The organism is Streptococcus sp. WB01_FAA12, from assembly GCF_012843315.1.
GTDB lineage: Bacteria > Bacillota > Bacilli > Lactobacillales > Streptococcaceae > Streptococcus.
Genome location: NZ_JABAEX010000001.1, coordinates 112,086 through 134,114 on the forward strand (window position 1 = coordinate 112,086; position 22,029 = coordinate 134,114).

Genomic DNA, 22,029 nt, shown 5'->3' on the forward strand with positions numbered 1-22,029 from the left:
GTTTTTTATTTTCAAAAAGAAAAAGAATTTTTTTACAATAACCCTTGCTAAATTGTTTATTTATGCTATAATAGGAACAATTATTTTTAGGAGGTGCAGTATGTCTTATTCGTTTGAGATATTACCGAGTTTATTGAGCGGTGCAAGCATGACTTTACAGGTTTTTGTACTGGTCTTGACTTTTTCTATTCCCTTGGGCGTTTTGATTGCCTTTGCCTTGCAAGTCCATTGGAAACTCCTCCATTATCTGATCAACATTTATATCTGGATCATGCGGGGAACACCCTTGCTCTTGCAATTGATCTTTATCTATTATGTGCTCCCAAATATTGGGATTCGTTTGGATCGCCTTCCTGCGGCTATTATTGCCTTTGTTTTGAATTATGCAGCTTACTTTGCTGAAATCTTCCGTGGGGGGATTGATGCCATTCCTAAGGGTCAATATGAGGCTGCTAAGGTCTTGAAGTTTAGCCCTTTTGCCACAGTACGCTATATTATCTTACCACAGGTGACCAAAATTGTTCTTCCTAGTGTATTTAATGAAGTCATGAGTTTGGTCAAGGATACTTCTTTGGTCTATGCCTTAGGTATTTCAGATTTGATTTTGGCTAGTCGTACAGCAGCCAACCGTGATGCTAGTCTGATTCCTATGTTCTTGGCAGGAGCAATTTACTTGATTTTGATTGGTATTGTGACTATCCTTGCCAAAAAAGTTGAGAAGAAGTACAGTTACTATAGATAGGAGGATTGCTATGTTAGAATTACGAAACATCAACAAGGCCTTTGGTGGCAAACAAATCTTAACCAATTTCAGCCTATCAATTCCTGAAAAGCAAATCCTGGCAATCGTAGGTCCATCAGGAGGCGGAAAAACAACCTTGTTGCGTATGTTAGCTGGACTGGAAACTATCGATTCTGGAGAAATCTACTATAACGGTGAATCTCTAGCTTTAGACGAACTAGAAAAGCGCAACCTACTAGGATTTGTATTCCAAGATTTTCAACTTTTCCCTCATTTATCAGTTCTGGATAATTTGACCCTATCGCCTGTGAAAACTATGGGAATGAAGCAGGAAGAGGCTGAGAAGAAGGCGCGTGGACTCTTGGAACAGTTAGGACTAGCAGGGCACGCAGATGCTTATCCCTTCTCACTATCAGGTGGGCAAAAGCAGCGGGTGGCTTTGGCGCGTGCTATGATGATTGACCCAGAAATCATTGGTTACGATGAACCAACTTCTGCCTTGGATCCAGAATTACGCTTGGAAGTGGAAAAACTGATTTTGCAAAATAGAGAACTTGGGATGACGCAAATTGTGGTTACCCACGATTTACAATTCGCTGAAAATATTGCAGATGTATTATTAAAAGTAGAGCCTAAATAGGGGGAAAAATGATGAAAAAATTGATGCTTGTATTAGTCAGTCTAATGACTGCTTTGTTCTTAGTAGCTTGTGGGAAAAATTCTAGTGAAACTAGTGAAACTAGTGGAGATAATTGGTCTAAGTACGAGTCTAACAAGTCTATTACTATTGGGTTTGATAGTACTTTTGTTCCAATGGGATTTGCTCAGAAAGATGGTTCCTATGCAGGATTTGATATTGATTTAGCTACAGCTGTTTTTGAAAAATACGGAATTACGGTAAATTGGCAACCGATTGATTGGGATTTGAAAGAAGCTGAATTGACAAAAGGAACGATTGATCTGATTTGGAATGGCTATTCCGCTACAGACGAACGTCGTGAAAAGGTAGCATTCAGTAACTCATATATGAAGAATGAGCAGGTATTGATTACTAAGAAATCGTCAGGTATTACGACTGCAAAAGATATGACTGGAAAGACTTTGGGAGCTCAAGCTGGTTCATCTGGTTATGCGGACTTTGAAGGAAAGCCAGCGATTTTGAAGGATATTGTCGCTAATAATGAAGCGAATCAATACCAAACTTTTAATGAAGCCTTGATTGATTTGAAAAACGATCGAATTGACGGCCTATTGATTGATCGTGTCTATGCAAACTATTATTTAGAAGCAGAAGGCATTTTAAATGATTATAATGTTTTTACAGTTGGACTAGAAACAGAAGCTTTTGCAGTTGGAGCACGTAAGGAAGATACAACTCTGGTTAATAAGATAAATGAAGGATTTTCTAGTCTTTACAAGGATGGTAAGTTCCAAGAAATTAGTCAAAAATGGTTTGGAGAAGATGTAGCCACCAGTCAAGTTAAAAATCAAGAATAAGAAAAAGAGATTGAGTTAACCTCAGTCTCTTTTAGTCTTAAAAATCCTCTGGAAAGTACCAGAGGATAAGAGTTTATTTCATTGTTGGGAAGAGCAATACGTCACGGATAGTGGTTGTATCAGTGAGGAGCATGCAGAGACGGTCGATACCGATACCCAAACCACCTGTTGGTGGCATACCGTATTCAAGAGCCTCGATGTAGTCGTAGTCGATACCTGTTGCTTCATCGTCCCCAAGCTCTTTAGCTTTTGCTTGGGCTTCGAAACGGCTAAGCTGGTCGATCGGGTCGTTCAACTCAGTAAAGGCATTACCGTACTCCTTAGTCATGATGAAGAGCTCGAAACGGTCAGTAAAGCGTTCGTCTTCAGGATTTTTCTTCGCGAGTGGAGAGACAGCTACTGGATGACCGTAGACAAAAGTTGGTTGGATTAAGGTTTCTTCAACAAATTCTTCAAAGAAGGCATTGATGATGTGACCAACTTCAGTGTAGTGTTTCTCAACTGGAACTTTCTTCTCAGCAGCGATAGCTTTAGCTTCCTCGAAAGTCATGTCTTGCCAGAAATCAACACCAGTAATTTCCTTGATAGCATCCACCATGTGAACACGTTTAAATGGTTCGTTGATTTTGATTTCAGTTCCTTGATAGTTTACTGGACCATCACCTTTAACTGATTTAGCAGCGTGTTGGATAATACCTTCCGTCAAGTCCATGATATCTTGGAAGTCTGCATAAGCTTGGTAAACTTCGATAGAAGTGAATTCAGGGTTATGAGTAGCATCCATTCCTTCGTTACGGAAGATACGGCCAATCTCATAAACACGTTCCATACCACCAACGATAAGACGTTTCAAGTGAAGCTCAGTCGCGATACGAAGCACCATGTCAATATTTTGGGCATTGTGGTGGGTGATAAATGGACGGGCAGCAGCACCACCAGCTTCATTGTGAAGAACAGGTGTTTCCACTTCAAGGAAACCTTTTTGGTCTAGATAACGACGGATTTCAGAGATGATTTTTGAACGAGTGACAAAACGCTCAAAGCTTTCACGGTTAGAGATTAAGTCTAGGTAACGTTTACGATAGATGGTTTCAACATCAGTCAAACCGTGGAATTTCTCGGGAAGAGGACGAAGCGCTTTAGACAAGTGCGTGATGTGTGTGGCCTTGATAGAGAGTTCTCCCATATCTGTACGCATGACTTCACCTTCGACACCGAGGAAGTCTCCTAGGTCAGCTTTTTTGAAGATTTCATAGTTTTCTTCACCAACTTCGTCTTTACGAACGTAGATTTGGATTTGACCTTCACGATCTTGGAGATGGGCAAAGCCGACTTTTCCTTTACCACGTTTAGTTACCAAGCGTCCTGCAATTGTAGCAGTTTCGTTTAATTCGTGTAGTTGTTCTTTATCAAGTTCTGCAAATTTCTCTTTAAGTTCTTGTGAGTTAGCAGTACGTTCAAAACGTTTTCCGAAGGGATCGATTCCTTGTTCACGGAGCGCAGCCATTTTTTCACGGCGAACGATCTGCTGGTCATTTAGTTCTTCCATATGTTCTGTAGACATGGGTTCCTCCTAATTTTACTCAAAATTTGATACGATGAGTCATTTTTTACGATACTCCCATTTTATCATAAATAGCAGAGAAATTCACGGATATTCTTTGAAAACTAAAAAGAACTTGACCATTGGGATCAAGTTCCATTATTTTTCTTGATAGGAAGTGTCATTCCATCTTTCCAGAATGAAGTTTTCAAAATCCTCGGTTTCTAAAATTGTAAGACTGGCATTGGCCAAGCCTCCATCTTTGCGAAGGTGAGCCTCTTTATAACCTAAAAGTGTTCGAAGGCTAGCAGTGAGATTTGCACCATGACCGACGATTAGAATGTTTTCAGCCGGACTTCCTTTCAGAGATTTGATAAATTGAATGGTGCGTTTGGTAGTACTGTAAAGGGACTCTGCTTCAAACATCCTTGTGTCAAACTGAGCCAGATTTGAACGAAAAGCCTTGATTTGTTGTGGATAGATGGCATTGAGCGTTGCGATTTTTAAACCTTCAAGTTTTCCAAGTTGCCATTCGCGTAGGTCTGGAATACTTTCTAAAGGACAGGGTGTCTGGAGTTGACTTTGGATAATTTCAGCAGACTTAACCGCTCTGGGTAAATCACTTGAATATATCTTATCAAAAGGTATATCCTTGAGATACTGGCCCAGTTGTTTTAGGGTGTCAATGGATTCTGGAAGAAGGGGTGAGTCGCCACTAGCACCTTGAAAGCGACCTTCAAGATTCCATAGGGTGCGGCCATGACGGACAAAATAGAGTTTCATCAGTTGTTTTCCTCCAAGATATCTGCAAAATCCGCTTTTACAAAGCTGGCCAAGTCTTGAGGTCGGATGATGATACTGTGCCCGACTTCTCCAGCAGAGACAATCATTTGATCCAAGTCCAAAGCAGTCTTATCGAGAAAAATGGGATAATTGTGTTTTTGGCGAATGCCGACGGGGTTATTAGCCCCATGAATATAGCCTGTTGTTTTTTCTAAGTCTTTTTGAGGAATCATGCTCACTTTTTTATTACCAGAAACCTTTGCTAGTTTTTTCTCGGCGAGGTGTTCCGTTATGGGAACAATTCCGATGATCGGTCCTGTCTTGTCACCCAGCAGAGCCAAGGTTTTAAAAATCTGTTTTCGGTCGTATTCAGGAGGAAGTTCTCCTTCAAGCGCATTGATTTGAATACCAGTATGGTCAATACCTGCCTTGGTCAAGATCTGCTCGACCAAGGTTTTTTTAATCTTGATTTTCTTTGCCATTATTTATATTTATCCTCCAACTGACTCATCCAGATACCAAGCCAAATACCAAGTGCGAAGAAGAAGGCGATGAGAACATAACTCACAATAGAAAGTCCGGTGTATTGGATACTTTCAGCATTTCCGGCATTTGGGATCAAAATTAAGAGGGTGCTTGAAAGCACAATCCCAATGATAAAGTGATAAACACGGGAGTGGTAGTTGTTCAAGGCGTGATCCATTAATTTTGAAAAGATAATGAGGGTTGCTCCTGCACCAATCCCGATAGGAAGGAAGGTACCAAACAAATCAAAGGTCTTAAAACCAGTGAGCATTGGAGCGTACAGTCCCAAAATCAAAAGTAGATTTGACGGACTTAAACCAGGTACCAAGACACCAAGAGCTAAAAGAACACCTGCTAAGATGAAGTTTGCAAAACTAGCACTGAGTGACCCTACGACAAAATTTAGCGCGTAAAGACCCAATCCTGAAAGGATAAAGGTAGTCCAGAACCAGACTAGGTCAATTTTATCACGATCAGATTCTCGAGTAGATTCTTTAAGGAGGCTAGGAACTGTACCGATGATAGCTCCAGCAAAGCTCCATAAAACATAGACTTGATAGTTTTCTAGCAAATACTCAATCGGATAGGAAAACAAACCAATGCCTAGCAACATCCCGATAGCTACTGGGATAAAGTAAAGGACATTCTCTTTAAAATCTTTAAAGGGGTGAGCCAGAAAGCCAATCATTCTCTCGTAAATACCCAAAATAGCTGCTAAAACACCGCCAGAAATTCCCGGTAGGATAAATCCTAATGCGATGACGATTCCTTTAATAACTCGTGCAATCCATGAAAACATAATAAAATCCTCAATTTCATAAAATTCTTTCTCTATGCTATCAATTATAACACAGACAGGGAGAAAATGAAAAAACAAGTGAAAAAGTTTGTTATTTTCACTTGTCTTATGGTCTTAAAAATAGTTTTCTGAAGGTTTCTTCCTTCTCTTTAGCAGTAGAAATCAAATTGATGTCCAAATGATGTTCAAATCCTGCAATTCTTCCTTTAGATGTGTACTGGTGGAGATCGTAGTCCAGATCAGTATTTGGCTTCGTTTCAAAATAACCAGAGTCCGTTCCATAGGAAGGGATCCAAATAGCAGTGAACTTTTCTGTATTGATACTATGCTCTTGCATGAAGTAAACCCCAACGTAGATGCCGATGTTTTTAGCGCCGAGAGCTGCCAGTTTGGCGCGAAAGGCCTCAACACCTTCATTCATATCAGACATTGTTTTTTCTTCAACATCTAACCAGTAGTAGCTAGGATTGTAGGGAGAAGCAGCATTATAGAAAACTTCAGCAGCCTTCTCCATATCTTCTTTACTTTTTCCAGCTACATAGGCATAAACCCCCACAGGGACATTCCGTTTTTGGAATTCTGATATGTGATTTTTATAAGCTTTATCGACACCATTGATAAAGGCAGCATCATTTGCTTCAGTATGTTGAGCCCCATTGTGAACGCGAACAATAACACCAGAAATGTTTTGAGATAAGGTGTCGTAGTTAATCTCCTCAGGTCTTTGCCAACCAGAGACGTCGATAATGGGTTTGTCAAGATTATGTAAGGCTTGTGTTTCAACTTGAAGAGCATTTGGTTTTGTTTTGATAGGATGATCCTCAAAACTTGGTTTGTTGAGGAGTAAAATCGCTATGAAAATTCCAAATAAACTAAAAATAATAGCTGGATGAATTTTTTTTCTCATACTTATTTAGTTTATCGTAAAATCTAAAAAAAATCAAAGGAAACAGTTTAGAAATGTAGACAAGTAGGGGAGATTTTCAGGAAAGCACCTGTTTGTTTGTTCTTTAAAAGTAAAATTATGGTATAATATAAGGGAATTTTTACAGAAAAGAGAATAGTATGTCAAATTATGCCATTATTTTAGCAGCGGGTAAGGGTACTCGCATGAAATCAGATCTTCCCAAAGTACTTCATAAAGTAGCAGGAATTTCGATGTTGGAACATGTTTTTCGCAGTGTTGGAGCTATTCAACCTGAAAAGACAGTTACCGTAGTGGGACACAAGGCTGAGTTAGTTGAGCAAGTCTTGGCTGGGCAGACAGACTTTGTTACCCAATCAGAACAACTAGGAACAGGGCATGCTGTCATGATGGCAGAGCCCATTCTCCAAAATCGTTCTGGACATACCTTAGTCATCGCTGGGGATACTCCTCTGATTACAGGTGAAAGCTTGAAAAATCTCTTGGATTTCCATATCAATCACAAAAATGTTGCGACGATTTTAACAGCTGAAGCAGCTGATCCTTTTGGATATGGTCGTATCGTCCGCAACGATAACGCTGAAGTTCTTCGGATTGTGGAGCAGAAAGATGCCACAGACTTTGAAAAGCAGATTAAGGAAATCAATACGGGAACTTATGTATTTGACAATGAACGTCTTTTTGAGGCTCTTAAAAACATCAACACCAACAATGCCCAAGGTGAGTACTATATTACTGACGTGATTGGTATTTTCCGTAATGCGGGTGAGAAGGTTGGCGCTTATACTCTCAAGGATTTTGATGAAAGCCTTGGAGTAAATGACCGTGTAGCTCTTGCGACTGCTGAAGCAGTGATGCGTCGCCGTATCAATCAAAAGCACATGGTTAATGGTGTTAGCTTTGTCAATCCAGAAGCGACTTACATCGATATTGATGTTGAGATTGCTCCTGAAGTCCAAATCGGAGCCAACGTTACCTTGAAAGGTCAAACGAAAATTGGGGCGGAAACTGTTTTAACAAATGGAACTTATATCGTAGATAGCACCGTTGGAGCTGGAGCCGTGATTACCAACTCTATGATTGAGGAGAGTAGTGTTGCGGACGGTGTGACAGTCGGTCCTTATGCCCATATCCGTCCAGGTTCAAGCCTAGCTGCCCAAGTTCACATTGGAAACTTTGTTGAAGTAAAAGGGTCGTCCATCGGTGAAAATACCAAGGCTGGTCATTTGACCTATATCGGAAATTGTGAAGTAGGTAGCCATGTTAATTTCGGTGCAGGAACCATTACAGTTAACTATGACGGTAAAAACAAGTACAAGACAGTCATCGGAAACAATGTCTTTGTTGGCTCAAACTCAACCATCATCGCCCCTGTAGAACTTGGAGATAATTCTCTCGTTGGAGCTGGTTCAACTATTACCAAGAATGTTCCTGCTGATGCTATTGCTATTGGACGTGGACGACAAGTTAATAAAGATGAGTACGCAACACGCTTACCTCATCATCCTAAGAACCAGTAGGAGTTTGTCATGGAATTTGAAGAAAAAACGCTTAGTCGTAAAGAAATCTACCAAGGTCCTATCTTTAAACTAGTGCAAGATCAGGTGGAACTGCCAGAAGGAAAAGGAACTGCCCAACGTGACTTGATTTTTCACAATGGAGCTGTTTGTGTACTAGCCGTGACAGCCGAGGACAAAATTGTCCTCGTTAAGCAATACCGAAAGGCTATTGAGGCGGTCTCTTATGAGATTCCTGCAGGTAAACTGGAAATTGGTGAAAATGCAGATCCAATGGCAGCGGCACTTCGTGAATTGGAAGAAGAAGTTGCCTACACGGCTAAGTTAGAACTGTTGTACGATTTCTATTCTGCGATTGGATTTTGTAACGAAAAATTAAAACTCTACCTTGCTAGTGATTTGGTCAAGGTGGAAAACCCTCGTCCACAAGATGATGATGAAACCTTGGAAGTCTTAGAAGTAAGTCTAGAGGAAGCCAAGAACCTGATCCAGTCAGGTCATATCTGTGATGCCAAGACCATTATGGCGATTCAGTACTGGGAACTACAAAAGAAATAGAGGAGCAACCCATGGGAAAACCTTTATTAACAGACGAAATGATTGAACGTGCCAACCGCGGTGAGGAAATATCAGGGCCACCTCTTCAAGATGATGAGGAAACAAAGATCCTACCAACGTCTTCACAACATTTTAGTTATTCATGTTCTAGAGACCACGGTTTTAGTCAAGATACACTTACAATCGAAGTAGAGCCAACGATTCATAAGAGCCGTCGCATTGAGAACACTAAGAGAAATGTCTTCAACTCAAAACTCAACCGAGTCTTGTTTGTGGTGATTTTACTTTTGATTTTGCTAGTTTTGGCAATGAAACTCTTGTAATTGAAAGGACTTGAAATGAAAATTGGAATCATTGCTGCCATGCCAGAAGAGCTGATACATTTGACTCAGAATTTGGACAAACCACAAGAAGTCCAAGTCATGGGAAATACCTACTACACTGGCACTATTGGCAAGACAGAAGTTGTCCTAGTTCAGAGTGGGATTGGAAAGGTCATGTCGGCTATGAGTGTAGCGGTGTTAGCTGACCATTTTCAAGTAGAAGCCATCATCAATACAGGATCTGCAGGTGCTCTTGCAGAAGGGATTGCTGTCGGTGATGTAGTGATTGCGGATAAACTAGTCTATCATGATGTGGACGTGACTGCATTTGGCTATGCTTATGGTCAGATGGCTGGTCAACCCCTCTACTTTGAATCTGATAAGAACTTTATCGCTAGGATTCAAGAAAGTTTATCTCAATTAGAGCAGACTTGGCACATAGGCTTGATTGCTACAGGGGATAGTTTTATAGCTGGAGATGATAAGATTGCTAGTATCAAGTCCCACTTTCCAGGTGTTTTAGCAGTTGAAATGGAAGGGGCAGCCATTGCTCAGGCCGCTCAGGCTCTTGACCTACCTTTCCTAGTCATTCGTGCTATGAGTGACAATGCCAATCACGAAGCCTCTATCTCTTTTGATGAGTTTATCATTGAAGCTGGACGTCGTTCTGCCCAAGTTTTACTAGCCTTTTTAAAGGCCTTGAATTAAGCCAAAATTTGACAGTTTTTCTTGCTTATGATAAGATTTAAATAAAGAAAAGCTAGAAAACGTTTCAGAGGATATTATGAGTATTGAAATGACCGTCAGCGAGATTGCAGAGGTCTTAGGACTATCTCGTCAGGCAATCAACAATCGTGTCAAAGAACTTCCCGAAGAAGACACGAAAAAAAATGACAAAGGTGTAACAGTAGTTACTCGAAGTGGCTTAATCAAGCTAGAAGAAATCTACAAAAAAACGATTTTTGAAGATGAACCAGTCAGTGATGATGTCAAACAACGCGAACTGATGGAAATCTTGGTCGATGAGAAAAATGCTGAAATTCTTCGATTGTACGAGCAACTCAAGGCCAAAGACCAGCAGTTAGCAGAAAAAGATGAGCAGATGCGCATCAAAGATCGCCAGATTGCTGAAAAGGACAAACAATTGGACCAACAGCAACAATTAACTCTTCAAGCTATGAAGGATCAAGAAAGCTTGAAACTCGAGTTGGACCAAGCAAAAGAAGAAGTCCAAGCAACCAAAAAAGGCTTTTTTGCTCGCCTATTTGGAGGAAAATAAAGAAGCTGTTTGGGTTATTCACTAACCTAATAGCTTCTTTTCTTATTTATAGTTTAAATTGAGTCGGAATTGAGGTAAAAGATGGAAAAATTAAGAGACTATATCGCCTTTGACTTAGAATTCAATCAACACGAAGGGGTTACCCATTTAATTCAGGTATCAGCAGTTCGTTTTCAAGATGGTCATGAAATAGATGCCTTTGATTCTTATGTCCATACCAGCGTGCCTTTAAAGAGTTTTATCAATGGTTTGACAGGAATTACAGCTGAAACCTTGAAAGATGCACCAAAAGTAGAACAAGTTTTACAGGACTTTCAGGCTTTTGTTGGCAACTTACCCATTGTTGGCTACAATGCAGCCAAGAGTGATTTGCCTATTCTCATGGAGCATGGCTTGGACTATCGTGACCAGTACAAGGTCGACCTATATGATGAGGCTTTTGAACGTCGTAGTTCCGATCTACACGGCATAGCTAATCTCAAATTGCAAACTGTAGCTAATTTCTTAGGCTTTCATGGTAAGTCACATAATAGTTTAGAAGATGCCCGCATGACAGCGCGTGTTTATGAAGCCTTTCTGGAGTCTGACGAAGGAAAACTATTGTTAGAAGAACAGAGTAATCTATCCATGAATCCCTTTGGTGGGCTAGACTTATCTCAATTTCTAGACTAGGAGTGCTTATGAAACCTGAAAAACCTAAAAAACTAGGTTTTAGGAAAATTTACCTCAACCTAGATAAAGTTCTCTTCCTCTTTTTCTTAATTTTCATGATGGTGGAATATCTGTGGTTACCTCTCAATTCTTTTCTTGCTGGTCTTTTACTCAGCCAGACAGGCTATTTGTTTATTTCTTACAATAATATTTTTGCCATTATCACGAGTTCTCCTTTAATCAGTCTTGCCTTTCTCGTCTTGATTGTAATCAATCTTTTGGTGGCCTATTTCCAGATTTGCCTCCTCTTTATTGGGGCGCGCCACCTTCTCTACCACGAAAAGAGAACCTTGATTGAGTACAGTCGCAAAGTTTTCCAGCAAAGTATTCTGTTCATGAAACGCTTGAGTTTCTGTAAGATGGCCTTTGTATTCTTCTACGTAGCCATGCTCTTTCCTTTCATCAGGAAAATTTTAAAAATTTATTACTTAAATAAAATCGTTATTCCAGACTTTATTGTGACTTATCTGGAAGACAAATACTGGCTAGTGGGCTTGATGATTTTTGCCTCTGCTTGGATTTTGCTCTATGTGTCTGTCCGACTTATGTTTGCCCTTCCGAAGATTCTCTTTGAAAAGAGGACTGTGAGAGAAGGAGTAAAATATAGCCTACAAAAGACAAAAAAACAAGTTCTCTTTTATGCTTGGAACTTGCTACTCATTATTATTAAAACCTATCTCTTTTTCTTCCTTCTCTTGACTCCTTTGCTAATAGGGCAGATTGTAATTGACAATTTAACACAGAAAGAATCACTGATTCTTGGAGTTATCAACTTTGTCTTGATAAAAAACATCCACTATATGGCGTTGACCTATTTCCTTGTTAAGTTTGTCTCCTTTTTGACCGGTGAGGAACTGGAGATTATGCCAAGAAGAAAAAAAGACCATTTGATGAGATGGGGAGTTATGGGCTGCGCTAGTATCTTTTTTGCGCTGGAAGGTTATATCTATCTGGAAGCTCCTGTGACAAATACCCCTTTAGTCATTTCACATAGGGGCGTTTCAAATAAAAATGGTGTACAAAATACTGTCCAGTCTTTGGAAAAAACAGCGCAACTGAAACCAGATTTGATTGAAATGGATGTACAGGAGACCAAAGATGGTCAGTTTGTGATGATGCATGACGCCAATCTTAAGAACTTAGCAGGTATCAATGCCAGACCTCAAGACTTGACTTTGGAGGAGTTGACAGGGTTAGATATTTCTGAAAATGGCTATCGAACCAAGATATCTAGTTTTGATGACTATCTCAATCGCGCGAATGAACTTCATCAAAGATTGTTGATTGAAATCAAAACCAGTAAAAAAGACAGTCCACAAATGATGGAACGTTTTCTAGAGAAGTATGGAACGATTATCAAGCAGTATGGTCATCAGATGCAATCACTAGACTATCATGTGATTGACCAAGTTTTGAAATATGATTCGACTATTCCAGCTTATTTCATCTTGCCTTATAATAGTATTTTCCCAAAAACCAAGGCAACGGGCTATACCATGGAGTATTCAACATTGGATGAATATTTTGTTACTAAACTTTGGTATACAGAACAAAAGCTTTACGTATGGACCATCAATAGCTCTGACGCACTTGATAAATCGTTGCAGTTGTCAGTGGATGGGATGATTACAGATGACATGGAGATGCTACAAGAGACTTTAGCAGCAGCTCAGGAAGATCCAGAATACACCGATCTCCTTTTGAAAAAAGCTACGGAGTTCTTTAATTTCTAACATAGAAAAAAGGAGAAGTGAACCTTCCTCCTTTTTCTGTAGGTGATTAGAATGGTAATTTTCCAGCGAAAGCACCTAGTTTTTTCTTAGTCGTTTCATCGATTTGTTCTAGAGCAGCGTTGATGGCTTGAACGGTCATATCAGACAAGGTTTCTAGGTCTTCTGGATCTACAACTGCTGGACTGAAGTCAATACTAACAACTTTTTTATCTCCAGTTAAGGTCGCTTGGACAAGGTCTTGAGCAGATTTTCCAACAAATTGCATAGCAGCGAGTTCTGCTTGACTTTGTTCCATTTGTTTTTGAAGTTTTTGTGCTTGGCGCATCATGTTTTGCATGTTCATCATAAGATTTTTAAGATTCCTTTCGTATCAAGGCTTTGTGCCTTGTTTTATAAATTTTTTTGCCATTTTTTGCCCTAGAAGTTGTCAAAAGCATTGGCGACTTCTTTTTGTTGAGTTGGGAATAAATGCGAGTAGATGTTGATAGTTGTATTAATGCTACTGTGTCCAAGTCATTTCATAAGTGTAAAAAATATAGAATCTTTTCCCTCACCGTTTCTGAGTCCTTTTGAAACTAGAAACGCTGCATGTGAATGCCGGAAATCATGATTACGAATCATTTTTAATGACGCAGGCATTCTTTTTTTCAATTTAATCTTTTGATTAGAAACCATTGGAGTAGTCAGTTGTAAAGGACTATCTTGAAAGATTTGTAAGTCTTCTGTATTGTCCGTAAATTCTACTAATAGGTGAGCTTGTTTTTCTTTCCATTCCGTTAGTTCTTGAACGAATGCCTTATGAATGTAAATTCGACGTATAAAAAGTACCACGCTTATCCTCTTTTAAAATATTTTCTTACGTAGAAATCTTATAAAGATAATCAACAGATAGTTTAAATATTACTTGATTAAGCTATGAAGTCTATACTTAGATTCGTATTACTTGAACTCTACTCTTGTGGAGGTTCCCTCGCTTTCTATGACATATTCTCTCACCTGTCAGTTTACTGAAATCGTGGCTAATATTAACTCACTAGCTTTGGTTGAGATAGTATCATTGAAGTACATTATTGATTATATCATTTTTGAACTCTATTGAAAAGCCAAATTTTCGCCAATAGAACTTACTGAAATACGTCCAATTCTTTTATTATTATAAATTATATAAAGCTTTACAAACTAGTTCGTTCATTCTTCCATTTGTAACAAGAACAAAACATGCATTTTGTCAATATTCCAAACACATTTTTGGAAAACTAGTCACCTTTTAATGAAGAAGTTTAGGTAACTAAACAATTTATTATTCAAAATAACTCTGATGAGGATAATCCGATTTACTAAGTCTATTCGTGAATTATAGAAAATATCTATGTATTGGGGAATGTATGCGTATCAGTTTTGAAGCCTTTATGCTCAATACTGATTGTTGTATAAAATGATTCAAAACTGCTATTACCGTGTGGAAAGTCTTTATCACCATTTGAATGTTGGATACGATGACTCACTAGCAAATTGTCCAAAATAGACTTTTTCTTCAATCTGAAATAACTGCTAAGTTATTCTCGTCTATTTTAATTTTGTATTAGCTAAATCTACTGCAAGATTTTTGAATCCTGAATTATTGGTGTCAACAAGTTGTAGCACTATTTATTTGATTTGAAGAGCAAGCAGTGATTTCACAGTTGATTTAAGATGATAAAATGTAACAATATAATTTGACAGCGGTTACAAAATTTTGTAATATCTATAATATAAGAAGATGTGTATTAATTCAGGGAGGAATCTAGGATGCAATTATTAATTGAACTGCAAAAAATTGATCAGTTTATATTACCAGTAAACTATAATTATCTTCTTCAATCGATGATTTATAATTTATTGAAAAATAAGGAAGACTTGTCTGCGCAACTTCATGAGATAGGTCATCAGTTTGAGGACAAACATTTTAAGCTTTTTACATTTTCACTGTTGCAAGGTCAATATAAAATGCAAGGAAAACGGATAGAGTTTCTTGATAAGGTGAGGTTCGAAATTAGAACGATTGATCAATCCGTTTTATTGACTATTGCAGAGTCCTTGTCAGAACTAGATAAATTAAAAATTGGTCGAAACCTTGTGAAAATTTTAAATGTAAAAATTGAGCAAAAAAAATTAACGGAGACTTCTTATAAGATTCGGATGATTTCTCCCTTGGTGGCTCGTTCTACAGATGCTGAGACTAAAAAAACATTGTATTATAATCCATTTGATACGGAATTCAATAGCAGAATCATAGAGAATTTTGCGAGGAAATATCAGGCTTATTGTCATAAAGTACCGACAGGTAGATTTGATATAGAGCCGATAAATTTTTCTTTAAAAAATAAATTGGTTACCAAATACAAAGATTATCTCATAACGGGTTGGAAAGGAGAATTTGAGATAAGAGGAGATGCGGAGGTGTTGGATTTCCTCTATCAAGTTGGGCTTGGTGAGAAGAATTCGATGGGATTCGGAATGTTTGTAATTGAAGAATAGGAGGATAAAATGGATATGGAATTTAGGAATTGTAAGTTAGAGCTTGACTTAAAATGTCATGCGCCAATCATTCATTTCCAGACGGAAGAAGAAGGAGCTACTTTGCGTGCTAGTGAAGTCAAGCCAAAATTTGATCGGTACTTGATGAAGAAAGTTCCAAGTCTGAAAAACCGTTTCAAAAATCAGTATTTACCATATAAAATGAAGTTTATTGATAATAGTCCTAATGTCATTTACAAGTATAGTAAAAATGAAGGCAAGTATGATAAGCAGACAAATAATAACGAAGGCAACTTCCAATTATATTTTGCCAGAGATGAGAAACGCAGAGTAGAAACAAATCCTACAATGACAATTACTTGTTTTGATCCGCTCCTTCAGAAATTGATAGTTGAACATATCAAAAACTTTTTTATAGTGACAAATTTTGGGGCTGCTCAAGGAAAAGGGTATGGTAGTTTTACTGTAATTGATGAAGAACAGAGTAAAATTGAAAGCATTCTAAGGGAAGAGTTTGGATTAAAGACTCTTTATAAAATGGATTTTAGGAAAGCAGCTAAAAATTTGAAGTTCTCAAAGAAGATAAAAGTGATTTTTGAAAATATTGAAAAATTCTATAAAATAACCAAGAGTGGCTATAACTATCAGGGAGAATATGCTCGAAGTGCCTTGTTTTATTATATGCATGATAAAATGATTGGAAATGAAAAAGCTGCTTTAAAGGATAAAGTAATAGAAAAACCTTTTGGAACTATCCCCTACCACCTTAATCAGCAGACACATAACGAAAAATATGTTCGAGCACTGCTGGGGCTATCTTCTTATTTATCATTTACAGATATAAGAAAAAACACAAAAAAAGAAGAGAAAGATATTTCTGTTAATATTAACATTATGCATGAAGCAAATAAAATTGAAGCAAATATTGAACGATTTTCTTCACCAATAACTTTTAAAGTAATCAACGATATTGTTTACATTATTCCTAAACAGAGATGGTGTAAGTATATTTTAAACAAGAAATTTAAATTTAAATATAAGGTATCGAAAAATGTTCCTAGAAGCTGGATGAGTGCCATAAAAGATAATAAAATGAGAAAAATAGAATATGAGAGATTTATAAGAAAACTGGATGAAAAATTAAAAAGGGAAGAGATATACCTACAAACTCCAGAGGAGTTTGATTTACTAAAATTTTTAGACTTTGCTGTGCAATATTATAATAAAATGGAACCCAAAGGTTATGCACATACCATCCAAATTTCATATGATATTAGATAACAGGGGAGATGAATAAATGAAATATGTAGGTATAACAATCGGTCCAATTTTTAAAACCATTGGAGAGGCGATCTCTCCGGCAGGTTTGTGGTTTGGCAGTTATTTTTTCTCAACGGTGACAAAGAAACTCTGTGAAAAACTTGTTGGGATTCCAAATGTCAATATTTTTTCACCGTTTTATGACTCTAATAGTAATCAAAATCCACAAGAAGATGGTATTGGTCGTTACCATGATCGGATTTTATTTTTAGATAATGATAGTACATTAACTTCGGAAGGACTTGAAACAATAATTTCAAAAGTGAAAGAGGAAATGACTGAGAAATTCGGAAAGTTTAATACAAAGGAGATTAGGGACTTTGTTGACAACTATCTGAGAATTGATTTTGTTATTCTTGATGAAAAAACCATGAATGGAATTATAGAAAAAAGAGAAAAAGAAGGTGAGGATGGAAACAATATAGCTATTATACTGAATGATGCTTTGGATGCGCTGGAGCTAATGGCAGCAGGTAAGGGAAGAACAGATATGAACTTATTTGCTCCATTCTTTGCAGGCAAGAAAGACAATCGGAATTGCTATATTAAAGGAAGTGAGCTATTTACAGATACCAAGCTAAATAGCCAGTTGCTTACAAGCTACTCAGACCACGCTTCTGAATTGAAATCAATAGAAGATATAGCTCTATCTCGAAAGAAAGAGGAAAACTCTTCTGACAGGTCCCCTAGTAGTGAGATAGCACCAATCAGAAGCGAATATTATGCAGTCGTTAATTCGGATGGGGATAAGGTCGGAACTCTTTTGAAAGCTTTATGTAAAGATGTAGAAATCCCTGAACAATCTGATAGGATAAACAGTTTTTCGAGGGCCTGTTTAGACTATGCTGGTGAAGCGGCTAAGCTTGTCGGAGATTATGGCGGGATGACTATTTATGCTGGGGGGGATGATTTACTGTTTATCGCCCCTGTTCATTCTATTTTTGCCCTATGTCAGAAACTAAATATATTATTTATAGATACTTTGTCAAAAAGTATTAAGGAGTTAAAGGAGGAAGTCAAGATTAGCTTGTCTTTTGGTGCTGCTATTCAGTATGTAAAATATCCTCTATATGAAGCGCTGGAAAGAGCTAGAGTTCAACTTTATAAGGCTAAAGAAAGTTACGGTAAACGTCCGAATGGTAGTGAAATCAGCGGAGGCAATCGTCTGGGGATAGAGTTGGTAAAACACAGCGGAAAAACCGTTCAATTGATGGTGGAAAATGAGAAGTTGGAGGCCATAGATAATCTGATAAAATATCGAGCAACTACGAACGATCAAGCACTGGAATCTGTCCTTTATAATCTGCAGGATACAGAAATTATTTTTAAGTTGTTGTTTGAGAAAACCGCACAGAATATATTTGATTTTCAAGAATATAAAATGAGGTTTTTGAATAACTTTAACAATCCAAACCAGTTGTCTTATCATAGTTATCTTGACGAAATAGCTAAATTTTTCTATGACAACTATTTGAAAGAGTATCAATATAAGCCAGATACGAAAGTAAAGGTTGATGGGGTTTGTACAAAACGAAACATAAGTATAGGGGAATTCTATACTAAAGAGTTACAGGCTATTTTATTTTTGGTGAAGTTTTGGCAGGGAGGTAAGTGATGACAGAATATCTTGTGACTTTTAAACCGCTGGGAGACTACTCTTTTGGCTCAGATAGGCGCTTTAGCTTTGCCGGTAGAAATAACTATTCAGCTGATGAGTATGCGCCTTATTTTATCCGTACTAATCGCGTTCCTGAACAGTCCACAGTCTTTGGGATGATACGCTATCTTATCTTAGTCAGTAATGGGATTGAGCTGAACCAGGATTTTCAGTATGATGGGAATACGCGAAATAAAATCGAAGCTCTAATCGGAGAGAAGAGCTTTTCTCTAAATGGAAGTGTACAACATTTCGGAAAATTAGAAAAAATCTCTCCCATCTTTCTGCTAAAAAATAGTGAGGAAATTGTCATACCAAATCCGTTTAACAACAAGCAGGGGAAAGAGGGGATTGAACAGTTTGCACCAATGATACTAGAAGAAATTAAAGTATCGACTAGTTTTGGTGAGATCTCTCTTCCTAAATCTAAGGAATATAATCCTAAAGAAGGGTATGGAAATGGCTATTATAATATTAATATAGGCTGTCTAGAAGCAATTGAAGATATTTTTAGGACTAAAGTAGCGACTGGTGTAAGGCGTGTTACGCAGAATGATCTGCAGAACCTGAAGATAAATATTCGAGATTTATGTGAGTCATTTGTGAATGACGCTATGAAACAGGGGGGGTCTAATTTAGATAGTAATAGCAATCTTAGTTTAACTGAGTTTATCAATGATTTTATGGATTTACTAGACGAGCACAACAAAAGGGAAAAAAATAACTTTCAAGAAGAATTAGAAAAACTATCTAAAAATTTTGATGCTGACCGTCTATTTAAGCGAGAGGTACATCAGCTACAGAAAGACTATGAATTTGCTGTCTATGTAAAGGTTAAGGATGGTATCATATTAAAAGATGGTATCGTTCCTATGGGACAGAAAGGTACCCTCTTCAAGGTTTCTGTAAAAGAATCGAAAGATAATTTAGAAAGTAAAATCACAGAGCATTTCCAGAAGCAGACTCCACAAGGTCAGACTTGGCAATACTGCCTATCAGATGTGTGCCTGGTAGATGATGTTCAAAACTTTGCGATTTTAGAGGAAAAGTTAGTTCGTCAGCTTCATACAGACCTTAGTAAAAATCGTCTAAAAGGACTTGATTTACAAGGATCTAGTCTTCTTTATAAGGCAGGGAGTGTCTTTTATGGTGATGATGCTATTTCGGTAAAAACCGGTTTAGAGCCAGCAGGCTATAATACTATTTATAAGATTACAGGAAGTAAGGAGTAAAAAATGAAAGCAAAAATTTTTGTCATTGAATGTTTAACAAATTTGCATGTGGGCGATGGGGATGTTAATTTTAACATCATTGATAACGAAGTGGAGCGAGATGTTGTGACGGGCTTCCCGACGATTAACTCCTCAGGTGTTAAAGGTGCTCTGAGATCCTTCTTTGAAGAAAACGACTTATCGAACATTGATGAAATATTCGGTTCGGAAAATAGTAAGGTTACTACTTCAGGAGCATTAAAATTTCTTAGCGCGAATCTACTAGCCCTGCCAATTCGTTCGATAAGTGGTGAGGACAAGCCATATTCAATACATGCTCCGAAAACAGCTTGTAAAGATTTCAAGCAAATGCTTAAAAATTTTCAATTAGAAAATGTTTCAATAGCAGATATAAAGGGTGGAGATGAGAAGATAACTTTGGATCAAGATAATTCTTGCTTTGAAAAATATGGTTTACCAGTAATTGCTCGGAATAGTGTCGGAGAACAAACTAATTTGTGGTATGAGGAAGTTGTGCCCCACAAGTCGATTTTCTATTTTGCAGTGGTGGCTTCAACCAGTGAATCAGAAAACCTTTTAGAGATTTTTACAGATTCGGTGAGAGAGGAAATTATCCAGTTTGGCGCAAATGCTTCCGTAGGTTATGGACTTTGCAAGGTTATTAAAGTGATTTCAGGAAATGAAGAAGGAGCAAACAATGGATAAGAACAGAATAAATCAGTTGCTTCCTATTGCTGTTGAGGTGATTGAAAAGGAGCTTACGGAGCCAATTCCAAATGAGTTTAGAGGATATATCGCTTCTTTCGGAGCGGCAGTTACTATGGGAAGTCTCCCTGCAGCAGTTGCCTACTATTCGGCTGCATCAAAAAATGCCAAAGAAGATCGCACCAAGCTCCCTGTTATGATTTTGGAAGTATTGAAGAAAGAAAACACAGGCATTACAGAAACCACCTTGTTTGAGTATGTGACATCGTTCAAAAATGATAATGAGAGTTTCGCTATTAAAGAGGGTGTACTGCATGCAGCCATTGCGATCAAACTAGGGTTAAACTTGTTTGAAATTGAGTCAAAAGATCAAAAAGTCAAGGAAGACGAGAAAAATGGAGGGTAAGGATGATGTTTAGTTCAAAAAACATGTCTTATATCTACTATCATGAATATTTTGAAGGATTAGAGGAGCGAAAAGAAAAATCAGGTCTAGTTTATGAACTGGGTGGATCACCATCTAGTGAGGAGCAATTTCGTGAGAGAAATAAGGCTTTGCAGGATTTTAAATTTGACCTGTCTTTATCACCTTTGGAGCATTTGAAACATGCTTCAAAAGGTGTAGCAAGTGTCAAAACCTTTTCTTTGGAAACTATTTATCCTGGTCTCATGATAGGAACTGGCAATCACCATGATTTGAAATCAAAGGGTTCTATTTATTCTGGCTTTTCATTTGATTATGTAACGGGACTGCCCTATATACCTGGCTCCTCTGTCAAAGGGGTACTGAGAAGCGTCTTTCCTACGAAAGAAGATACCAAAGATGATATTAATCAACAAAAGATGAAGTATATTCAGTCACTTCTCGAACCAGAACTCTCGGATGAAGAAGTTTATGACTTGAAAGATAATATTTTCGAAGATAATGATGTCTTTTTAGATGCTTATCCAACTTCTAAAAATAAAACGAAGCAACAGTGTTTAGCGTTGGAATTCATTACGCCTCATAGTGACATCATCAAGAATCCTATTCCAATCAACTGTCTGAAGGTTAAGCCTGGAATCTCTTTTGAATTTGGCTTTTATCTGAAAGATTGTCAGCTTTCGGATGGAGTTCAAATTACGGTTAAAGAAAAAATAGAGTTATTTAAAACTATCTTGACTGATGTAGGCATTGGCGCTAAAACGAATGTTGGTTTCGGACAGTTAGAGTAGTAGTGGTCCATCGACAAGGGTATTTACAAATCGTATCTGAGGGAGTCACGCAACTCACATAGCTCAAAAAGGTATAGAGGAGCTTGTTCATATTAAGGAGCCTGAATATAAGAACGCATTTACAAAGAGCTTAGAAACGAGTGAAGTCAGCTATTGTACAGGAGTTCAATCTTAGTTGGCAAGGGCGCTAGGACAAAAAAGATCGATCGACTTTTTTCATTGAAATCTTGAAAAAAGCCCTGTTTTTTGATACAATCAATCTAGAAACAGCGAAAATGCTGTTGTAATACCTTACCTATAAGGAATTGAGACTTATCTTCGACAATTCCAGTTCTGTTGCAGACTTCACGTAATACCTTACCTATAAGGAATTGAGACGTAAGAGGATTCACTCCCTTGATAATCTGAGCCACATCAGACGTCAGTAATACCTTACCTATAAGGAATT

23 protein-coding genes, 1 pseudogene and 1 CRISPR repeat array (1 of these 25 cut by a window edge) are annotated in these 22,029 nt (G+C 37.8%); of the genes and pseudogenes, 17 read left to right on the top strand and 7 right to left on the bottom strand.

What is annotated here, in order from left to right; all coding sequences use genetic code 11:
* Positions 1–100: 100 nt before the first annotated feature.
* The 3 genes from HF881_RS00555 to HF881_RS00565 are packed head-to-tail and all read left to right on the top strand — an operon-like array spanning position 101 to position 2,239.
* Entirely contained in the window at positions 101–742 is a 642-nt protein-coding gene (locus HF881_RS00555; protein WP_169446020.1) for an amino acid ABC transporter permease, read from the top strand.
* A 10-nt stretch (positions 743–752) separates the two neighbouring features.
* Positions 753–1,382 (top strand): amino acid ABC transporter ATP-binding protein, encoded by a 630-nt coding sequence (locus HF881_RS00560; protein WP_000891749.1) that lies wholly within the window; start codon positions 753–755, stop codon positions 1,380–1,382.
* Positions 1,383–1,393: 11 nt separating this feature from the next.
* The gene (locus HF881_RS00565) at positions 1,394–2,239 is read left to right on the top strand and encodes an amino acid ABC transporter substrate-binding protein (RefSeq protein ID WP_169446599.1); all 846 of its coding nucleotides are present in this window, start codon (positions 1,394–1,396) and stop codon (positions 2,237–2,239) included.
* A 73-nt stretch (positions 2,240–2,312) separates the two neighbouring features.
* Here the strand turns inward: HF881_RS00565 and lysS are convergent, their stop codons facing one another.
* From lysS to HF881_RS00590, 5 genes are all read right to left on the bottom strand, one after another.
* Positions 2,313–3,803, bottom strand: coding sequence for a lysine--tRNA ligase (lysS, locus tag HF881_RS00570; protein WP_138100388.1), 1,491 nt, complete (start codon positions 3,801–3,803; stop codon positions 2,313–2,315).
* 138 nt (positions 3,804–3,941) lie between these two features.
* Positions 3,942–4,565 (bottom strand): histidine phosphatase family protein, encoded by a 624-nt coding sequence (locus HF881_RS00575; RefSeq protein ID WP_169446021.1) that lies wholly within the window; start codon positions 4,563–4,565, stop codon positions 3,942–3,944.
* Positions 4,565–5,047 carry an aminoacyl-tRNA deacylase gene (locus tag HF881_RS00580; RefSeq protein WP_169446022.1) on the bottom strand — a complete coding sequence of 161 codons (483 nt, stop codon included), beginning with the start codon at positions 5,045–5,047 and terminating at the stop codon, positions 4,565–4,567. The genes HF881_RS00575 and HF881_RS00580 overlap by 1 nt, the downstream gene beginning before the upstream one ends.
* Positions 5,047–5,889, bottom strand: coding sequence for a DUF368 domain-containing protein (locus tag HF881_RS00585; RefSeq protein WP_169446023.1), 843 nt, complete (start codon positions 5,887–5,889; stop codon positions 5,047–5,049). Before HF881_RS00585 ends, HF881_RS00580 begins: the two co-directional genes overlap by 1 nt.
* 106 nt (positions 5,890–5,995) lie before the next feature.
* Positions 5,996–6,796: a glycoside hydrolase family 25 protein gene (locus tag HF881_RS00590; protein ID WP_001227568.1), complete on the bottom strand. Its 801-nt coding sequence runs from the start codon at positions 6,794–6,796 to the stop codon at positions 5,996–5,998.
* 158 nt (positions 6,797–6,954) lie between these two features.
* On the opposite strand from HF881_RS00590, the gene glmU reads away from it, so the two are divergent.
* From glmU to HF881_RS00625, 7 genes are all read left to right on the top strand, one after another.
* Positions 6,955–8,334, top strand: a complete 1,380-nt coding sequence (gene glmU, locus HF881_RS00595) for a bifunctional UDP-N-acetylglucosamine diphosphorylase/glucosamine-1-phosphate N-acetyltransferase GlmU (RefSeq protein WP_169446024.1) — start codon at positions 6,955–6,957, stop codon at positions 8,332–8,334.
* A 9-nt stretch (positions 8,335–8,343) separates the two neighbouring features.
* Entirely contained in the window at positions 8,344–8,889 is a 546-nt protein-coding gene (locus tag HF881_RS00600) for an NUDIX hydrolase (RefSeq protein ID WP_169446025.1), read from the top strand.
* An 11-nt stretch (positions 8,890–8,900) separates the two neighbouring features.
* On the top strand, positions 8,901–9,212 hold the full coding sequence (gene macP, locus HF881_RS00605) for a cell wall synthase accessory phosphoprotein MacP (RefSeq protein WP_169446026.1): 312 nt from the start codon (positions 8,901–8,903) through the stop codon (positions 9,210–9,212).
* Between the two features lie 15 nt (positions 9,213–9,227).
* Positions 9,228–9,920, top strand: coding sequence for a 5'-methylthioadenosine/adenosylhomocysteine nucleosidase (locus HF881_RS00610; RefSeq protein ID WP_169446027.1), 693 nt, complete (start codon positions 9,228–9,230; stop codon positions 9,918–9,920).
* A gap of 76 nt (positions 9,921–9,996) precedes the next feature.
* Complete coding sequence (gene rocS, locus HF881_RS00615; protein ID WP_000021247.1) at positions 9,997–10,491, top strand: chromosome segregation protein RocS; 495 nt, start codon at positions 9,997–9,999, stop codon at positions 10,489–10,491.
* Positions 10,492–10,572: 81 nt separating this feature from the next.
* The gene (locus HF881_RS00620) at positions 10,573–11,163 is read left to right on the top strand and encodes a 3'-5' exonuclease (RefSeq protein ID WP_169446028.1); all 591 of its coding nucleotides are present in this window, start codon (positions 10,573–10,575) and stop codon (positions 11,161–11,163) included.
* 8 nt (positions 11,164–11,171) lie between these two features.
* On the top strand, positions 11,172–12,935 hold the full coding sequence (locus HF881_RS00625; RefSeq protein ID WP_125847372.1) for a glycerophosphodiester phosphodiesterase: 1,764 nt from the start codon (positions 11,172–11,174) through the stop codon (positions 12,933–12,935).
* 46 nt (positions 12,936–12,981) lie between these two features.
* Here HF881_RS00625 and HF881_RS00630 read toward each other — a convergent pair whose 3' ends face one another.
* On the bottom strand, positions 12,982–13,281 hold the full coding sequence (locus tag HF881_RS00630; RefSeq protein ID WP_000981527.1) for a YbaB/EbfC family nucleoid-associated protein: 300 nt from the start codon (positions 13,279–13,281) through the stop codon (positions 12,982–12,984).
* A gap of 71 nt (positions 13,282–13,352) precedes the next feature.
* Positions 13,353–13,829, bottom strand: a pseudogene (locus HF881_RS00635) (site-specific integrase); the annotation flags it as partial.
* An 894-nt stretch (positions 13,830–14,723) separates the two neighbouring features.
* Between HF881_RS00635 and cas6 the strand changes: the two are divergent.
* The 7 genes from cas6 to cmr6 are packed head-to-tail and all read left to right on the top strand — an operon-like array spanning position 14,724 to position 21,581.
* Positions 14,724–15,452 (top strand): CRISPR-associated endoribonuclease Cas6, encoded by a 729-nt coding sequence (gene cas6, locus HF881_RS00640; RefSeq protein WP_125415191.1) that lies wholly within the window; start codon positions 14,724–14,726, stop codon positions 15,450–15,452.
* Positions 15,453–15,461: 9 nt separating this feature from the next.
* Positions 15,462–16,733 carry a hypothetical protein gene (locus HF881_RS00645; protein WP_169446029.1) on the top strand — a complete coding sequence of 424 codons (1,272 nt, stop codon included), beginning with the start codon at positions 15,462–15,464 and terminating at the stop codon, positions 16,731–16,733.
* A gap of 16 nt (positions 16,734–16,749) precedes the next feature.
* On the top strand, positions 16,750–18,387 hold the full coding sequence (gene cas10, locus HF881_RS00650; protein WP_169446030.1) for a type III-B CRISPR-associated protein Cas10/Cmr2: 1,638 nt from the start codon (positions 16,750–16,752) through the stop codon (positions 18,385–18,387).
* Positions 18,387–19,661: a hypothetical protein gene (locus HF881_RS00655; RefSeq protein ID WP_169446031.1), complete on the top strand. Its 1,275-nt coding sequence runs from the start codon at positions 18,387–18,389 to the stop codon at positions 19,659–19,661. Before cas10 ends, HF881_RS00655 begins: the two co-directional genes overlap by 1 nt.
* Positions 19,662–19,664: 3 nt before the next feature.
* Positions 19,665–20,366, top strand: a complete 702-nt coding sequence (locus HF881_RS00660) for an RAMP superfamily CRISPR-associated protein (RefSeq protein ID WP_169446032.1) — start codon at positions 19,665–19,667, stop codon at positions 20,364–20,366.
* Entirely contained in the window at positions 20,359–20,772 is a 414-nt protein-coding gene (locus tag HF881_RS00665; RefSeq protein WP_240956772.1) for a hypothetical protein, read from the top strand. The genes HF881_RS00660 and HF881_RS00665 overlap by 8 nt, the downstream gene beginning before the upstream one ends.
* A gap of 2 nt (positions 20,773–20,774) precedes the next feature.
* The gene (cmr6, locus tag HF881_RS00670; protein ID WP_169446034.1) at positions 20,775–21,581 is read left to right on the top strand and encodes a type III-B CRISPR module RAMP protein Cmr6; all 807 of its coding nucleotides are present in this window, start codon (positions 20,775–20,777) and stop codon (positions 21,579–21,581) included.
* Positions 21,582–21,864: 283 nt separating this feature from the next.
* Positions 21,865–22,029: direct repeats of the CRISPR family, unit length 29 nt; unit sequence GTAATACCTTACCTATAAGGAATTGAGAC; it runs 590 nt beyond the window's last position.

What these genes read in the sequence shown, in the direction of transcription:
- HF881_RS00620 (WP_169446028.1), top strand. Translation starts at nt 10,573, where the DNA reads ATGGAAAAATTAAGAGACTATATCGCCTTTGACTTAGAATTCAATCAA.
- cas6 (WP_125415191.1), top strand. Translation starts at nt 14,724, where the DNA reads ATGCAATTATTAATTGAACTGCAAAAAATTGATCAGTTTATATTACCA.
- HF881_RS00560 (WP_000891749.1), top strand. Translation starts at nt 753, where the DNA reads ATGTTAGAATTACGAAACATCAACAAGGCCTTTGGTGGCAAACAAATC.
- HF881_RS00565 (WP_169446599.1), top strand. Translation starts at nt 1,394, where the DNA reads ATGAAAAAATTGATGCTTGTATTAGTCAGTCTAATGACTGCTTTGTTC.
- cmr6 (WP_169446034.1), top strand. Translation starts at nt 20,775, where the DNA reads ATGATGTTTAGTTCAAAAAACATGTCTTATATCTACTATCATGAATAT.
- HF881_RS00610 (WP_169446027.1), top strand. Translation starts at nt 9,228, where the DNA reads ATGAAAATTGGAATCATTGCTGCCATGCCAGAAGAGCTGATACATTTG.
- HF881_RS00575 (WP_169446021.1), bottom strand. Translation starts at nt 4,565, where the DNA reads ATGAAACTCTATTTTGTCCGTCATGGCCGCACCCTATGGAATCTTGAA.
- rocS (WP_000021247.1), top strand. Translation starts at nt 9,997, where the DNA reads ATGAGTATTGAAATGACCGTCAGCGAGATTGCAGAGGTCTTAGGACTA.
- HF881_RS00660 (WP_169446032.1), top strand. Translation starts at nt 19,665, where the DNA reads ATGAAAGCAAAAATTTTTGTCATTGAATGTTTAACAAATTTGCATGTG.
- HF881_RS00625 (WP_125847372.1), top strand. Translation starts at nt 11,172, where the DNA reads ATGAAACCTGAAAAACCTAAAAAACTAGGTTTTAGGAAAATTTACCTC.
- HF881_RS00600 (WP_169446025.1), top strand. Translation starts at nt 8,344, where the DNA reads ATGGAATTTGAAGAAAAAACGCTTAGTCGTAAAGAAATCTACCAAGGT.
- HF881_RS00590 (WP_001227568.1), bottom strand. Translation starts at nt 6,796, where the DNA reads ATGAGAAAAAAAATTCATCCAGCTATTATTTTTAGTTTATTTGGAATT.
- HF881_RS00585 (WP_169446023.1), bottom strand. Translation starts at nt 5,889, where the DNA reads ATGTTTTCATGGATTGCACGAGTTATTAAAGGAATCGTCATCGCATTA.
- HF881_RS00655 (WP_169446031.1), top strand. Translation starts at nt 18,387, where the DNA reads ATGACAGAATATCTTGTGACTTTTAAACCGCTGGGAGACTACTCTTTT.
- glmU (WP_169446024.1), top strand. Translation starts at nt 6,955, where the DNA reads ATGTCAAATTATGCCATTATTTTAGCAGCGGGTAAGGGTACTCGCATG.
- lysS (WP_138100388.1), bottom strand. Translation starts at nt 3,803, where the DNA reads ATGTCTACAGAACATATGGAAGAACTAAATGACCAGCAGATCGTTCGC.
- HF881_RS00630 (WP_000981527.1), bottom strand. Translation starts at nt 13,281, where the DNA reads ATGATGAACATGCAAAACATGATGCGCCAAGCACAAAAACTTCAAAAA.
- HF881_RS00555 (WP_169446020.1), top strand. Translation starts at nt 101, where the DNA reads ATGTCTTATTCGTTTGAGATATTACCGAGTTTATTGAGCGGTGCAAGC.
- HF881_RS00645 (WP_169446029.1), top strand. Translation starts at nt 15,462, where the DNA reads ATGGATATGGAATTTAGGAATTGTAAGTTAGAGCTTGACTTAAAATGT.
- HF881_RS00580 (WP_169446022.1), bottom strand. Translation starts at nt 5,047, where the DNA reads ATGGCAAAGAAAATCAAGATTAAAAAAACCTTGGTCGAGCAGATCTTG.
- cas10 (WP_169446030.1), top strand. Translation starts at nt 16,750, where the DNA reads ATGAAATATGTAGGTATAACAATCGGTCCAATTTTTAAAACCATTGGA.
- macP (WP_169446026.1), top strand. Translation starts at nt 8,901, where the DNA reads ATGGGAAAACCTTTATTAACAGACGAAATGATTGAACGTGCCAACCGC.
- HF881_RS00665 (WP_240956772.1), top strand. Translation starts at nt 20,359, where the DNA reads ATGGATAAGAACAGAATAAATCAGTTGCTTCCTATTGCTGTTGAGGTG.